Annotated in this window: 15 protein-coding genes and 1 pseudogene; 9 read left to right on the forward strand and 7 right to left on the reverse strand. The window is 36.2% G+C overall.

Features of this window, described 5'->3' with window-relative positions:
- Positions 1-168: 168 nt before the first annotated feature.
- Positions 169-1,509 (reverse strand): DEAD/DEAH box helicase, encoded by a 1,341-nt coding sequence (locus tag IEV15_RS08790; RefSeq protein ID WP_188362333.1) that lies wholly within the window; start codon positions 1,507-1,509, stop codon positions 169-171.
- Between the two features lie 400 nt (positions 1,510-1,909).
- Between IEV15_RS08790 and IEV15_RS08795 the strand changes: the two genes are divergently transcribed.
- From IEV15_RS08795 to IEV15_RS08835, 9 genes are all read left to right on the forward strand, one after another.
- Positions 1,910-2,635, forward strand: coding sequence for a hypothetical protein (locus IEV15_RS08795; RefSeq protein WP_188362155.1), 726 nt, complete (start codon positions 1,910-1,912; stop codon positions 2,633-2,635).
- 399 nt (positions 2,636-3,034) lie between these two features.
- Complete coding sequence (locus tag IEV15_RS08800; RefSeq protein WP_188362156.1) at positions 3,035-4,129, forward strand: DUF695 domain-containing protein; 1,095 nt, start codon at positions 3,035-3,037, stop codon at positions 4,127-4,129.
- Positions 4,130-4,427: 298 nt separating this feature from the next.
- The gene (locus IEV15_RS08805; RefSeq protein ID WP_188362157.1) at positions 4,428-4,940 is read left to right on the forward strand and encodes a hypothetical protein; all 513 of its coding nucleotides are present in this window, start codon (positions 4,428-4,430) and stop codon (positions 4,938-4,940) included.
- A 50-nt stretch (positions 4,941-4,990) separates the two neighbouring features.
- On the forward strand, positions 4,991-5,518 hold the full coding sequence (locus IEV15_RS08810) for a toxin-antitoxin system YwqK family antitoxin (RefSeq protein ID WP_188362158.1): 528 nt from the start codon (positions 4,991-4,993) through the stop codon (positions 5,516-5,518).
- Positions 5,519-5,659: 141 nt separating this feature from the next.
- Positions 5,660-6,553 (forward strand): tetratricopeptide repeat protein, encoded by an 894-nt coding sequence (locus tag IEV15_RS08815; protein WP_188362159.1) that lies wholly within the window; start codon positions 5,660-5,662, stop codon positions 6,551-6,553.
- A gap of 233 nt (positions 6,554-6,786) precedes the next feature.
- Positions 6,787-7,320, forward strand: coding sequence for a hypothetical protein (locus IEV15_RS08820; RefSeq protein WP_188362160.1), 534 nt, complete (start codon positions 6,787-6,789; stop codon positions 7,318-7,320).
- A 202-nt stretch (positions 7,321-7,522) separates the two neighbouring features.
- Entirely contained in the window at positions 7,523-8,131 is a 609-nt protein-coding gene (locus IEV15_RS08825) for a hypothetical protein (protein ID WP_188362161.1), read from the forward strand.
- Positions 8,132-8,178: 47 nt separating this feature from the next.
- Entirely contained in the window at positions 8,179-8,676 is a 498-nt protein-coding gene (locus IEV15_RS08830) for a hypothetical protein (protein WP_188362162.1), read from the forward strand.
- Positions 8,677-9,025: 349 nt separating this feature from the next.
- Positions 9,026-9,604: a fasciclin domain-containing protein gene (locus tag IEV15_RS08835; RefSeq protein ID WP_188362163.1), complete on the forward strand. Its 579-nt coding sequence runs from the start codon at positions 9,026-9,028 to the stop codon at positions 9,602-9,604.
- A gap of 344 nt (positions 9,605-9,948) precedes the next feature.
- On the opposite strand, the gene tpiA is transcribed toward IEV15_RS08835, so the two are convergent.
- The 6 genes and pseudogenes from tpiA to IEV15_RS08865 form a co-directional block, all read right to left on the reverse strand.
- The gene (tpiA, locus tag IEV15_RS08840) at positions 9,949-10,698 is read right to left on the reverse strand and encodes a triose-phosphate isomerase (protein ID WP_188362164.1); all 750 of its coding nucleotides are present in this window, start codon (positions 10,696-10,698) and stop codon (positions 9,949-9,951) included.
- On the reverse strand, positions 10,698-11,198 hold the full coding sequence (locus IEV15_RS08845) for a TlpA family protein disulfide reductase (RefSeq protein ID WP_188362165.1): 501 nt from the start codon (positions 11,196-11,198) through the stop codon (positions 10,698-10,700). Before IEV15_RS08845 ends, tpiA begins: the two co-directional genes overlap by 1 nt.
- Positions 11,199-12,324: 1,126 nt before the next feature.
- Positions 12,325-12,735 (reverse strand): annotated as a pseudogene (locus tag IEV15_RS08850) (GxxExxY protein).
- 29 nt (positions 12,736-12,764) lie between these two features.
- Entirely contained in the window at positions 12,765-13,829 is a 1,065-nt protein-coding gene (locus IEV15_RS08855) for an ABC transporter permease (RefSeq protein ID WP_373282155.1), read from the reverse strand.
- An 8-nt stretch (positions 13,830-13,837) separates the two neighbouring features.
- The gene (locus tag IEV15_RS08860; RefSeq protein ID WP_188362167.1) at positions 13,838-14,041 is read right to left on the reverse strand and encodes a hypothetical protein; all 204 of its coding nucleotides are present in this window, start codon (positions 14,039-14,041) and stop codon (positions 13,838-13,840) included.
- A 1-nt stretch (position 14,042) separates the two neighbouring features.
- Positions 14,043-15,149: a BT_3928 family protein gene (locus IEV15_RS08865; protein ID WP_188362168.1), complete on the reverse strand. Its 1,107-nt coding sequence runs from the start codon at positions 15,147-15,149 to the stop codon at positions 14,043-14,045.
- Positions 15,150-15,170: the final 21 nt, after the last annotated feature.

Raw genomic sequence — 15,170 nt, forward strand, 5'->3', positions numbered from 1 at the left:
TTAACCGCATAGGAGTTCACAAAGGGTTACGCAAAGGACGCAAAGTTTATAAAGATGCTTTTTTGACATTAAGATGTTAAGACGCTTTGCCTCATTAAGTAATTAAGGTTTAATTGCAGTCATTTGTGAGGAAAAAATGCATCTAACCCGCAACTCGCAACCCGCAACTTATTTCTTTCTCTTTTTAGCTTTTGCTCGTTCTGCTCCGCGGTTGCGGGGTTCGGTTTTTTTAGGTGTGCGTTTTCCGGGGCCGCCGAGGTTGACTTTTTTGTTTTTGTCTTTCTTTTCATGGAAGGCTTCGCCGCCTTCTTTTTTTGGACGTTTTAGAAGGACTTTCATCTTTCTTTTGTCTTTTTCGAATTCGAGGAGTTTTTCGGAGATTTCGATATCGGGTAGGGGAAGGAATTCTATTTCCTTTTCCATGAGGATTTCGGCTTCTATTTGTATTTCTTCTTCTCTTGGTGTGATGAGACTGATGGCGATACCGTTTTTATCGGCTCTTCCGGTTCTACCGATGCGGTGGATGTATTGTTCCGGGATTTCGGGGAACTCCATGTTGATGACGTGGGTGATGTCGGAAATGTCAAGTCCACGAGCCATTACGTCGGTGGTGACAATGCCTTTGATTTCGCCCCGTTGGAAGGTTGCCATCGTGTTTAAACGGTAGTTTTGTGACTTGTTGGAATGAATGATTCCGAATTGGTCTGCAAAATCTTCTTCTAATGCGGTGGCGACTAGGTCGGCGGTTTTTTTATTGTTGACAAATATCAGGATGCGTTCCATACTTTCGTCGGAGTGGAGGAGCTCTTTTAGGAGCGTGATCTTGGTTAGAAAGTTGGGTACTTTATATCCCAATTGTTCGATCTTCTCTAAGGGTGTTCCTGATGGGGCTAAAGAGACTTCTTCGGGTAATTCGAAATATTCTTCTATCATTTCATCTACTTCGTCGGTCATGGTGGCAGAGAAGAGGATGTTTTGACGTTTGGTTTTTAACATGGTTAGAATGGATGTGACTTGAAAGCGAAATCCTAGGTTAAGGATTTCATCAAATTCATCGATTACCAGTTTTTGTAGGGTATCAAAACGAATAACATTGTCAAGGGCTAAGTCCATGACGCGGCCGGGAGTTCCTACTAGGATGTCGATGCCTTGGTAAACGGCTGTTTTTTGGGTGTTGATGTTTACCCCTCCGTAAACGCCAAGGGTTCTAACGGACATGTGTTGGGTTAGCTTTTCTACTTCGCCGGCTATTTGAACTACCAGTTCTCTTGTGGGCACGAGTATCAGGACTCTTGGGGTGTCTGACTTCATGAACTTCCATTGTTTGAGGATGGGAAGTAGGTAGGCAAAGGTTTTTCCGGTTCCGGTTTGTGCGATACCGATGACGTCTCTGCCGGATAGTATGACCGGCATGGATTTGATTTGTATGGGAGTTGGGGTTGTTAGTCCTAACTCATCTATTGCTTTTTGCAGGGATTTTGGTAAATCAAATTCGTGAAACGAAACCATGTGTTTTTGTTTTTTGGCAAAGGTAGGGAATTTATTGGGAATGGTGGGTTGTGGGTTGCGAGTTGCGGGTTTCGGGTTTCGGGTTGAATTTCTAAAAAGTTTTAACAGAGGGTACCACAACTACGGCTTTGGTACGGCTTTGGTATGGGGTTGGTACGGCTTTGCCTGCTAGTAAGGTTCTTTTGTGATTCTTGCTTTTATGGTGGGGAAAAGGTTTCAACTGTTCACTATGTTGTTGATATAACTTGCCTATAACTTGCGGATTGGTTCGGAAAAGGATGTATTTTTGGGAAATAGATTGGAATAAGTTATTAACAAGGGGTACCACAACCCCGAACCAAACCCGAAGAAAACCCGAAGAAAACCTGAGTTGAATTCGAAAAATTTAAAACCTACAATAATGGCAAAAATTATCCCTACCGGTTATCCGATTCCTAAGCGATTGGGAGGTGGTTTAGTGATCTATGAAATGGATGGTGAGTACATCCTTCGAACACAAAGTGGTTTTACGAGTAAAGCGTTAAAAAAGTCGGCTAAGTATGCGAATTGTCGCCACAATGCGAGTGAGTTTGGTCGGGTTTCTAAAAGTTGTAAAGGTTTGCGGGACCTATTGACAGGTATTTTACCTAAAGAAAACAATTTAGCGGTGGTGAATTCGCTTACTAAGAAAATGCGGGCTCTATTGGTTTATGATATGGAACACGAACGAGGTCAGCGTTTGTTGGCTACCGCTTTTGAACAAGAGGAAGTGCGAAAGCAACTCAAGGATTATTCTTTTAATCCGGATAGTGGGTTTGTGTTTACTACGGAGGTGAAAAAGGGGCGGTTGCGGTTGGATCTTGTTCAAAAACCATGGGGATTGGAATATGTGGGCATTCGATTGCATGTGGTTAATTATGACTTTTCATCGATGGAAGGCCGCTTGTGTTCCGGCGATTGGCATATGGAAAGAGGCCGCAAGCGGTTGTTGCGGTATTCTTTTCCGACCGTGGAGCCGAGTGGAGGAGGGGTGTTGCTTTATATTGTGGAGTTGCAGTCTTTTGAGGAGTTGGATGGGACTTTTACGCCGGTTAGGGTGAAGGAAAAAGGGGTTGATGTTGCTGGTTGCGGGTTAAGGGTTGCTTGAGGATGGTATTGTTCTTTTTGGGCTGACGTACATTTTTAATGTGTTGCGTTTTTTTGATTTTTTAGTTTTTTTAGTTTTTTGATTATGAAGTTATTGATTTGTTTATTAGTGTTAAGTATAGGAAAAAGCTTTAGTAATTTTGAAAAGGTTGGCAAGATTTATATATTTGATAATAATAATATAACCGGTTGAAAGCAATTAAAAAACAGGAAGTGTTTTGCTGCGAAGTCAGAGTCATTCGCAGAGCATAGTGCTATTTTAGAGGGAACACTTCTGGGAGAGGTTGTTTAGTTATAGCGAAAAATAAATCTTAATTTAGTCCCAAACCCTCCTTAGTCCCATAAGGTTGGTGGCAAGGCTAACAGACCTCATCACATTAAAATTTAACTTAACAGACAAATGAGTTTTTTAAAAAATATATTCGGAAAGAAAGAAATACCAATTAAAAGTTACAGCGACTTTTGGAATTGGTTTCAAAACAATGAAAAAACATTTTTTAATGTAGTCAAATCCCACAAACACATAGAAAAAGGCTTCTTTGACAAACTTTCGCCAAAACTTGCTGAACTAAAGGAGGGTTATTTTTATTTAACAGGAATGTATGATGACAATACTGTTGAATTAGTATTGACAGCAGACGGCAACACGAAAAACATTGTTTTCATAGAAGAACTTGTTGAGCAAGCACCGAAAATAAACGGCTGGAAATTTACAGCCCTTAAACCTGCTTTAGACATTGAAAACGTAGCGATTAATATGGCGGGATATAAATTTGACAGCGACAATATATTTTACTATTCCAACGATCACTCTGACTATCCAGATGAAATTGACATCACTATAATTCACAACGAGCAGACAGAAGAAAATAAACAACAAATTGGAAACGGAATTTATATTTTCTTAGACAATTATTTGGGCGAACTGGACTTTGTGAATAATATAGACAACCTTAAAATAATAGGCAAAAAAGAAGCAGAAAAGGAACTTGTTCCGATTGCTAAACTCAAAGACTTTTTGACTTGGCGACAAAAAGAATTTATTGAAAAATATGACGGAGTTCGTTATGATACAAGTGAAGATGAACACTCCATTTTGGAAGCTGAATTAGAAAGTGGAAACAAGTTAATTGCAGTAATAAATACCCAACTTCTTAATTGGGATAGCAAGGCTTCCCACCCTTGGATTGCTGTAATTACTTTTAAGTATGACGGAAGTAACAATAACGGAATGCCTAATGAAAGTGACTACCAAACTTTAAACGAAATTGAAGAAAGAATATTACAACAACTTTCAGACAAAGACGGTTATTTATACATTGGCAGACAAACAGCAAACGGCGAACGAGATATTTATTTTGCCTGCAAAGACTTTCGTAAACCTGCAAAAGTATTTTTCCAAACGCAACAAGACAACAACAAATTTGAAATTGAATACGATATTTACAAAGACAAGTATTGGCAATCATTTGAACGATTTAGACCTAACTATTGACAAAAAGTTGAGCCAGCAATGGCTAGAGTTTTGTTGGGCTTGCAAAGGCAATAATAATCCCTCTAGGTCGGGATTGTTGAACAGAGTGAGAAACCCTCCTAGCAAAGTGTTGATGCAGAGGCTTTAGGAGTTTGTTAAATGAACTTTTATTATTTGAAGAAAACCGATTGCCTTTTTAAAAAGGTTTTAGATTAAGTTAAAACCAATATATATACTTAATAATTAATTTTTGTTGGTTCGGATGAGGTTTTTTAGTCGAACTAGCGTTAGCGATAATTTAAAAAAAAAAGAAGTCATTATGAAATTTTGGAAAAGTATAGTAAGTGTTTTTTTCATAGCAGTAATTAGTTGTGGGTCTGAAAAACCCGGCGGGAATTTTTCACGGGACGGTGTTTCTTTTACCTATCCGTCAGGTTGGAGCATAACCGAAGAAGGTGATTTAGATGGTACGGGCTATTATTTGTCGGTTGAAAAAGAAGGGTTTGATGCTAGTGGATTACTCACCCTTACATGGGTGACCCAAATTCCGGATTCAAAAGAGTATCTTGAAATTATACAGGAGGAGTATAAACAACAAAAAATATTAAAAGATTTAAAGTTTCAATCCGTTCGAGATAACAATTTTAATGGAATCCCATCGCTTTCAAGTGATTTCAAATTTAATACATTTGGTTTGGAACATAAAGGTACAATTTATGTTTTTGTAAAAGGTAAGAACACCTATTCAATAATAAAACAAGAAGCTATAGAAGATATTTCAAAGAACCAAGAAGGATTTGATTTAATAGAGGGAACATTTAAAGTGGAGTAAAAGAGCTAATTGTTTATAGCTGAGAATCGTTTTAATCAATTTAAACACAAATGAAAGTACGATATTACTTCCTATTTCTATTTTTAATTTTTAGTTGTAAATCGGCTAGAGTGGCATCTGATTTGCCACAAACAAACATTAAAGTTACCTACTATAATAACGGATTTGTAAAAAATGTAGGTAATGTTGAAGCTTTTTTCGCCGAACACAATTCTTACCGAATTGGATTGTGGAGTGAATTCTATGAGAATGGAAAACTGAAATCTTCTGGAAATTATAAATTGGGTACTTATATTCAATGTTGTACAGGTGGACTTTGTGACGAATATTACAGCTACAAAATTGGAGAATGGGTTTACTATCACGATAATGGAACTTTAAAAGCCAAAGGAACCTATCAAATTGGTGAAAAACATAAAAAAACGAGTTGTGAAGGGGGTGCTAAAATTAAGTTTGGTTTTGTAACCGACCAATGGAAATTTTATGACAAAGACGGATCGGAAATAAAACCGTCTTCAAATGACATAGCTGAAATTGAGAAAAGTAGTTTTATTGATGAATGGGATATGCGTGATTAAAAAAACCGCTAATACAAGCTTGATTTTCTTTGGACTTGAAAAGCATGAATGAAACTCTCGTTGATTTAATTTTTAAAAGGGATTGAGAAGTTGTTTATATTTGGAGGGATAATGTTAATGCTAATTTCAAAACAAGCACGGATGAAAAAAATAGTAGGTATATTGATTGCGATTTTAATTTCTCAAATAGGATTTAGTCAAGATTATCAATCAGAATTTAAAAAATACTATAAGAAAAATGATACTATTAACCAATTAAAGGTTTTAACCCAATGGAAGCATGAAAATCCAAAAGATGCTGAACTTTTTACAAGTTTCTTCAATTATCATTTTGGGAAGTCCAGAAAGGAACTTCTTGCTTTAAGCAGCGAAGCACCCCAAGGAGAAAGTCTTGTTTTGAAAGACAGCTTAAACGAAACCTCCGGCTATTTAGGAAGTCAAATTCATTATGACCAAAGTGAATTAAAAAAAGGACTTGATAAAATTGATGAAGGGATTCAACTTTATCCAAATCGACTTGATATGAGATTTGGGAAAATATATGTACTGGGACTAGTATCAGATTGGGAAAATTTCACTTCAGAAATAATAAAAACAATTCAATATTCCTCGATAAATTACAATAATTGGACTTGGACTAACAATGAAAAAAAAGAAAACGGAAAAGACTTTTTGCTTTCTTCATTACAAGATTATCAAGTGCAACTTTATACTACCGGAGAGGATGAATTGCTGGTAAATATGAGAAATATAGCCGAGGAAACTCTTAAATACTATCCAAATCACGTTGTAAGCTTATCCAATCTTTCAATTACCTACTTATTGACCGGAGAATATGATAAAGGAATTGAGCCTCTATTAAGAGCAGAAAAGTTAAATCCACAAGATTATATTGTTCTTTCAAATATCGCACAAGGCTACAAACTTAAAGGAGATAAGAAAAATGCAATTGTGTATTATGAGAAAACCATTGAATTTGGTGACGAGAGAGCAATAGAATTTGCGAAACAACAAATAGCAGAATTAAAAAAATAAAGTAGATTGCCAAAATCGGTTTGGTGTTCCGGGGGTTCAAGTGATTCGATGAACCATTTATGTAACGTTAACAGTAAAAGTGTCATGTTTAGGTAAGCCCTTGGTAAAACCATAGTTATCGGGGTGATTTCTGTTAGTAAAACATAAACCAATACATTTACTTTTTAATTCATTAAAATCAGTTTGGGAGATAGGATTTTAAACAAACAGACACTAGTAACTATTTTAGAATCATGAAGAAAAAAATCATTTTTGTTTTGACATTTTTATTGTTTAGTGCCACTCTCTTTTCGCAAGACTGCAATTTTTTGAGTTCTCAAAATGGATTTAGGAACATTAAATTAGGAGGAACTATCAAGGATCATCCTGAATTTGTATTGAAAGATAACAGTACTTCAGCATTGTTTAAATTGAGTTTTAATTCAAGTTCAAATTATGTTTATGTTGGAAAAGAGACGGATACTATTGGTTCTGCTAAAATTCTTTTCATTTATCTAAATGTCACCAATGATACGATTGAACGAATTCATGTTGTAACGCAAAAAGAATTTGGCCTATATTATATTTTGAAGAATGCTTATGGTGCTACTTCTTTTGAATATGGTAAAAAATGGATTTGGAGTACTGATACTATTGAATGTAGTATTGAAGGCGATGACAATAACATTCCAGGTTATCACATAATTTACAGCTATTTGTCTGATGTTAGAATTCAATTGAAGGAAAGAGCTTCTAAACACAGTAAAGCAGCTCAAGCGGAGTTATAAGGTATTTGTGAGAAGTTAGCGTTTTGTTGGGTTTGCAAAGCCGATTAGTAAACTCTTGTTGAACGGAGGTTGTTTTTTATTCTTGATATGAAGTCTAAAACCGAGAGTTGTATTTTTTTGTTAGAATTAGTAATTTAGTAAGCAACTCTATAGTAGGAAACGCATCTATGTATACTAACCTAGGAGTCACATTACGATTATTATGAAACAATTATTACTACTATTATCATTTTTGATTAGCATCTCCAGTGTAACTGCACAGTTTGATGTAAATAATGCTATTTATACTACGGGCGAATTGAATTTGGGTAATTATATCGGTTTTGACATGAACTTGAATTATGTCTATCAAGAAAAGTACTCCTTCAAAGTGGGTTATACCGGAAACCTGCGAAAACCAAAATCACAACCGGATGATTATTCCTCGGGATTATCAAGTATTTTTCTTTTTGGATTGGACAATCCCTATGATCAAATGGAAAATTATCAAATAGGTGTTGGAAGAATTTATAAACTCAACAAAAAGGGAACAATCCGATTGAATGCTTCTTTTGGAATTGGTTATACAGTTATCAGAGAACCTGAGAATTGGGAAAGAGTCAATGATAGTGGCTTTTTAGGAGAAAATTATTCTTGGAATTATAGTAAATATAACACCGTAAGTCTCATCCTAAATCCTAAAATAGAATTTCCTTTCTCGCGGTTTTACGGACTAACATTGTCGCCTATGCTGCAAATTAACAAAGACAGGACGTATTTTGGTATAGGAATTGGTCAAATGCTCGGATTGTTGAGAGAAAGAAAGCGTTAGTTACAGACCTGTTTTGTCGACATTGTTCACTAAAAAACACACACAGTATGAAAACAAAATTAATTTTATTCGGACTCTTTTTAGTGCTACTTGGTTGTGTTAAGAAACAGCAAGATGATTCGGTTGTTGCTACTGTGGAGGAATCTGAGGCAGTCAGTTCCGAGCCATCGGTGGTATTTGATGCCACAGCAGCGATATGGACGTATGATTACAATGAGCAAACTCAGCAACTTGGTTTAAAGCAATTGCGGCAGGTTGACAATACGACCTTGACGGGAAAGGCGATTGAGGAAATCATAAATACTTCTTGGCCGAAAGTTCAGGTGCAGTTTATTCGGACTTCAAATGATACGGCTTATGTATCCATTCCAAATAGTACCGTATTGACGCAGCAAATGGGTTCGATGGGAGCGGAAAGTTTTATGGTGACAACGACGTATTCGTTTACAGAATTGAAAGGGATTCGTTATGTATCTTTTGATTTTGAGGAAGGCGATCATGCGAGGCCGGGGGTTTATGATCGGAGTTTGGGGGTGAAGGAATAGGTTATGTTAGGATAAGCCTGCGTATTTTTTTGCCACGGATTGGACGGATTGAAACAGATGAGGACGGATTTTTTTTGACTCGAAAATATGCGGGGACTACGATTATAGGTAGAGATCTTCGTCTGTACTTTTTGTTTCACAGTGTTTCATGAAGGTTTTAATCCTCTTTCATAAATTTTTGAGCGTATCTCAGGGTTTTTCACCAAGTGTAGACCATTTCTTAACTTGCATTACACCTATAGCTCTATTTCTTCTATTACTTTGTTTAATGTTTTGTTAATTTAGTTAAACAATTGTTTGATAAAATGTATCTTTACTGGAAATAAATACTAATTTAAAAAAAACAAAAATGAAATTAATTAAATCCTTAACCATGTTGTCATTAGTAGGAGCTATGATGGCTTCTTGTGGTGAAAAGAAAAATGAAGAAACGGTTGATACAGCAGAAGAACTAGTAGAAGAAGCTGTAGTTGTAGAAGAAACGCCGAATATTGTTGGTGTTGCCTCAGCAAATGCTGATTTTAGTACGTTAGTTGCTGCTGTAGGAGCTGCTAATTTAGTAGAGACATTGAGTGGCGAAGGTCCATTTACTGTTTTTGCTCCAACCAATGCTGCGTTTGACAAACTACCTGCGGGAACTGTGGAATCGCTTTTGAAACCGGAAAGTAAAGATAAATTGACTGCGGTTTTGACTTATCATGTGGTAGCCGGTAAATTTGAAGCGGCTGCAGTAATTGATGCTATTAATTCTAATAACGGTAAGTTTGAAGTTACTACGGTTCAAGGTGGAAAAATCACGTTGAGTTTAGTTGGTGGAAATGTAGTTTTAACAGATGCAAATGGTGGTACTGCTACTGTTGTTATTGCAGATGTTGCTGCTTCAAATGGTGTTATTCATGCGATTGATTCTGTTGTGATGCCAAAATAATAAGAGTGTTGATTTTTAATTCCAGAAAAAGCCGTTGCAGTGATGTAATGGCTTTTTTTTGTTGTTATCCTCCCCCCAGCCCCCTCCAAAGGAGGGGGAGACGATACTGGTGAGGCTTTGTGTAATTATTTTTAGGGTTGAAGGTATATGGTTACTTGAATAGCTGCGAGAATTTAAAGTTATCGCTTTGCGTCTTTGCTCCCGATATTAATCGGGATTGCGAGAAAATTAAAGCAATTTTAGAACAAGAGAATAGGTGAACTTCGCATGATAAACCGTGATTTATTTTAAATAAAAAAATCCTGTCCAGAAGAACAGGATTTATAGTTTATAAGTAATCTATTTTATGCCAATACAATTTTTGTAAAATCTTCACTTTTTAAAGCGGCACCTCCAATGAGTCCGCCGTCTACATCGGGTTTAGAGAATATCTCGGCGGCATTATCCGGTTTTACGCTTCCTCCGTAAAGAATGCTAACGTTTTCTGAAACGGCATTACCGTAGTTTTTATTGATGGTATTTCTAATAAATTCATGCATTTCTTGTGCTTGTTCCGGTGTTGCGGTTTCGCCGGTGCCAATGGCCCAAACGGGTTCATAGGCTAAAATAATGTTCTTCCAAGCTGCGGCGTTCAAATGAAATAAGCCGTCTCTCAATTGGTTTTCTACAACATTAAAATGGTTGCCGTTTAAGCGGTCTTTTAATTCTTCACCAAAACAGAAAATAACTTCCATTTCGTGTTTTAAAGCGGTATCTACTTTGTTGGCTAACAATGCATCTGTTTCATGAAAATAGGCCCTACGCTCGGAATGGCCTAGAATAACTGTAGAAACGCCTACGCTTTTTAGCATGTTGGCTGAAATTTCGCCGGTAAAGGCACCACCTTCTGCTTGGTGCATGTTTTGTGCCGCAACTTCAATGTTGGTAAATTCTAAATGATCTGCCGCAGCTGCCAAATTGATAAATGTGGGTGCCACAATCACACGGGTTTCGCAGTCTGTCGGTATGGCTTGTATCAATTCATTGAGTAAATCTTCTGTTTCTTCAGCGTTTTTGTGCATTTTCCAATTTCCGGCTACAATACGTTGTCTCATTAGTTTAGGTTTTTAAGTGTTTCAATCAATTTTTCATCATCGGCTTCAATGGCACGGTATAAGGCTATTTTACCTGTTGGATCTACGACCATGTATCTCGGAATCCAATCAATGTCAATTGCATCTTTAAAGCCACCGCCTTTCCAGTTGGAGCGAATTAAATAATGTTCGCCTTTTACGTTGTATTTTTCAATACCTGTTGCCCAGGTATCCGGGGTTTTGTCATAGGATAAGAACACATAAACTACTTCGGGAAAACGCTCTTGTAAGCTTTCTACTTTAGGCATACCTTTGATACAATCAGGACACCAGGAAGCCCAAATGTCGATGACGATGGTTTTGCCTTGATAGGTTTTTAAAATTTTTTCAAATGTGATTTGTTCTCCATTTTGCGTGAGCATTTCTTCGGCTAGGGCTTCAGGGGAGAATTCTGTTTTTTGGGCTTTTGTGCAGGAGGTAATTCCGAGTAAGAGGCAAAGTGCGAAGATTATTTTTTTCATGTTTTTTATTTACAAATTTAATTAAAGTTCGATTATGAAGGTATAAAGAAAATATAAATTAATGGGTTTTTTACAACGAAAATGTAGAATTTTTTTTGCCACGAAGAAAAGAAGACACTAAGATTATGATTTTTGAAATGGCTACTTCATGAAGGTGGGTTTAACAAGGAGCATGATTGATTACAAATTGAACCACATAGCTACATTGGAAAAAGGACATAGAACCAATGCTTGGTTTCTCATAACTGTGTTTACCGGTAACTGAGTGAAGTATTTTCAACAACTATGAACAACTATGTGTTCTTATGTTGTTAGAGAAAAAACAAACAACAAAAAAATTAAGCCACATAGATACATAGGAAAAAAGGACATAGAACCAATGCTTGGTTTCTCATAGCTGTGTTTACCTGTAACTGAGTGAAGTATTTTCAACAACTATGAACAACTATGATGCTATGTGGTTAAAGAAAAAATAAACAACAAAAAAATTAAGCCACATAGATACATAGGAAAAAAGGACATAGAACCAATGCTTGGTTTCTCATAACTGTGTTTACCGGTATACTGAGTGAAGTATTTTCAACAACTATGAACAACTATGTGTTCTTATGTTGTTAGAGAAAAAACAAACAACAAAAAAATTAAGCCACATAGATACATAGGAAAAAAGGACATAGAACCAATGCTTGGTTTCTCATAGCTGTGTTTACCGGTAACTGAGTGAAGTATTTTCAACAACTATGAACAACTATGACGCTATGTGGTTAAAGAAAAAATAAACAACAAAAAAATTAAGCCACATAGATACATAGGAAAAAAGGACATAGAACCAATGCTTGGTTTCTCATAGCTGTGTTTACCTGTAACTGAGTGAAGTATTTTCAACAACTATGAATAACTATGACGCTATGTGGTTAAAGAAAAAATAAACAACAAAAAAATTAAGCCACATAGATACATAGGACAAAAGGTCATAGAGCCAATGCTTGGTTTCGAATAGCTTACTATGTGTTACTCTAATTGAGCGAAGCGTCTTCAATAACTATGAAAAACTATGTTTCTATGTGGTTAAAAATACTTTTAAACAAACTTAGAACGAAATCTAATATGATTTTTGACAGAATTACTATTGTGGTAGTTTTTTAAAATATTCATTGACATATGTTTTTTGTCCTTCATTAAAAATATTACTACAATTAAAATTAATCAAAATTCCTTTTGGTGCCTTTAATAGTTTCATATAATTTAAAAGTTGAGCTTCGATAACTTTATTGATATCAACAATCGATTTGATTTCAACTACTAGACAATTTTCAACGAACAAATCACATCTGAAATTTAAATCTAATGATTTTCACTTGTAAATTACCGGAACTTTCATCTCTGTTATAAAATTTATATTTCTATGTTTTAACTCTTCCACAAGACATTGATGATAAACACTTTCTAACAAACCTCTACCCATAAATTTGTGAACTTCTATTGCTGAACCAATAACCTCATAAGTCAATTCATCTAAATATTTTTGAGTTATCATAAACTATGTCTTTATGTGGTAAAAAAAAATTAAAACAATCTAATTTTAGGGTCAAGGTAAGCGTAGATCATGTCAACAAGGATGTTGATGACAACAAAGGTTGTGGCAATAACAATCACAGAGCCCATGATAACAGGTAAATCCAAATTGTTTAAGGCTTCTACAATTTCTTTACCTAAACCGTTCCAACCGAAAATGTATTCTACAAAAACGGCTCCTGCTAACATCGAGGCAAACCAACCGGAGATGGCTGTTACAACAGGGTTTAGTGAATTTTTTAAGGCATGGGTTTTGATGATTTGGTAGGTGTTTAGTCCTTTGGCTTTGGCGGTTCGGATGTAGTCTTGTCCGAATGTTTCTAATAAGGAATTTCGCATCAATTGAATGACAACTGCCAATGGACGTATGCCTAACACAATTCCCGGTAGTAGGATGTTTTTCCATTGGATGGTGCTTCCTTCGCCAAAATCATCGACTTCGTATAAACTTCCGGTCATGTTGAGTCCCGTGTAGTGGTGCCACACAAAACCAAACAACCACGCAAAAAGAATGGCACTGAAAAAGGAGGGAATACTCATACCTAGGGTACTCAATAAAGCAATCATACGGTCGAGCAGCGTGTCTTTGTAAAGTGCTGAAATAATTCCGAGAAAAATACCAACAACTATAGCAATGACAATGGCAAAAACCGCTAGTACAAATGTGTTGGGTAAGGTGTTGCCGATAACGGCGGTTACTTTTTTTCCGCTTTTTTGAAAGCTTTCTCTCAAGTAAGGGGTTTTTATTGCTAAGGTGGTAGCACTGATGGTTACTAGCTTTTGGGCGTTGTATTTTCCTTCAGCTAAAAAGGTGTAATCGGATTCGTTTTTACTGTGAAAGGAAAGGGGCGACAAGTCGTTTAGGTAATATAAATATTGTGTCATCACGGGTTTGTCGAAACCGTATTTCTTTTTTACTAACGCCAATTGTTCGGAGTTTTCGTTTTGGTCCAGCATCATTCGAGCCGGATCGCCGGGTAACACGGTAAACAGAAAAAAGATTACGGTAATCACCCCAAAAAGGGTGAGTAACGCATAACCGATTTTATGAAACAAATAACGAATCAAGGTTGTTTGTCTTTTTTAAAATGATTTACTGTTCGTGCAATCAAACCTCCAATCGCTAAAAATAAAATAAGAATCCCTAAAATAATGGTAACATATTTAGGTAAAAAGTCGCTTTGTTCATGAATGGTCAGCAAACGAATGCCAATATAAATCATGAACAAGGAAGCGATGATGTTTCCTAGTGTGAAAATGGGTTTCATCTTATTTTAAATTTACTTTGTCAATGTCGTTGAAATGTCTTTTTTCCACTATGGTTCCTTTTTCCAGAACAACAATACTCGGATTAGCTCTTTCAATAGTTTTTAGCGTAGTAGCATCACAGAAATAGTAATCAAACGTAAGGTTGTGTTGCTTTTGAGCTTTTTCAATCAACGGCTGGTCAGAAGCGGTCATACCAATTACTTTGTAGCCTTTTTTCAAGGCCTTTTGATGGAACTCTTCCAATAAAGCCATTCCCGATGCTTCCGCTTTTGCTAAATCGTAGGAGATTAAAAGGATAAGCTTTGGTTCTTCCAATAACTCTTCGGTATAATCAGAGCCATCAAGTTCCATAGTGTAATCGTGGATTGGAGGAACGTATCCTTGTTTGATTAACTTGTCTTTTCGGTCAACGAACTCGGCATTTTCAGGAACATTTCCTGCCATAACTTCATCATAACTGATTTCGGTGTCTACGCCATCGATTTTGTAAATGAAGACCATTTCAAATTCGGACTTTTCCGCACCTTCGGGAATTTCCATTCCTTTTTTGATGTTGGTACCCACTTTATACGCTCTGAAATCTTTCACAGGAAGGTGCATCAACACATGGTAAGCAAAGAACAAACATCCTGCATAAGCCAAGAAAACGATTCCGTTTTGGGTTAATTTATTAAAAAGTGGTTGGATGTATTTTTGATTGAAAAATAAAATTAAAATTAGCACCAGCAAGACAATGTCTTTGGTGAACGATTCCCAAGGAGTTAGTTTTAAGGCATCGCCAAAACAACCACAATCGGTAACCTTATTGAAATAAGCGGAGTAGAAGGTAAGGAACGTGAAAAACACAATCATTAACAACAAACTCCAAACCGTGAATTTGGTTTTGAAACCAATTAACAACATGATTCCCAGTACTACTTCAAAGATGACCACCACAACGGCAATCAATAAGGCATAGGGAATAAAAAAAGGGACATTCAGTACGTTTTCTGCAAAATATTCTTCCAGTTTAAACGAAAAACCAACGGGGTCGTTTAACTTAATTAATCCGGAGATGATGAATAAAACACCAACGAGTATTCGGGAAATTTGTGTAAGTAACTTCATTTTTTATGTGTCAATTAGTTA

Source organism: Flavobacterium orientale, assembly GCF_014638005.1.
Classification (GTDB): Bacteria; Bacteroidota; Bacteroidia; order Flavobacteriales; family Flavobacteriaceae; genus Flavobacterium; species Flavobacterium orientale.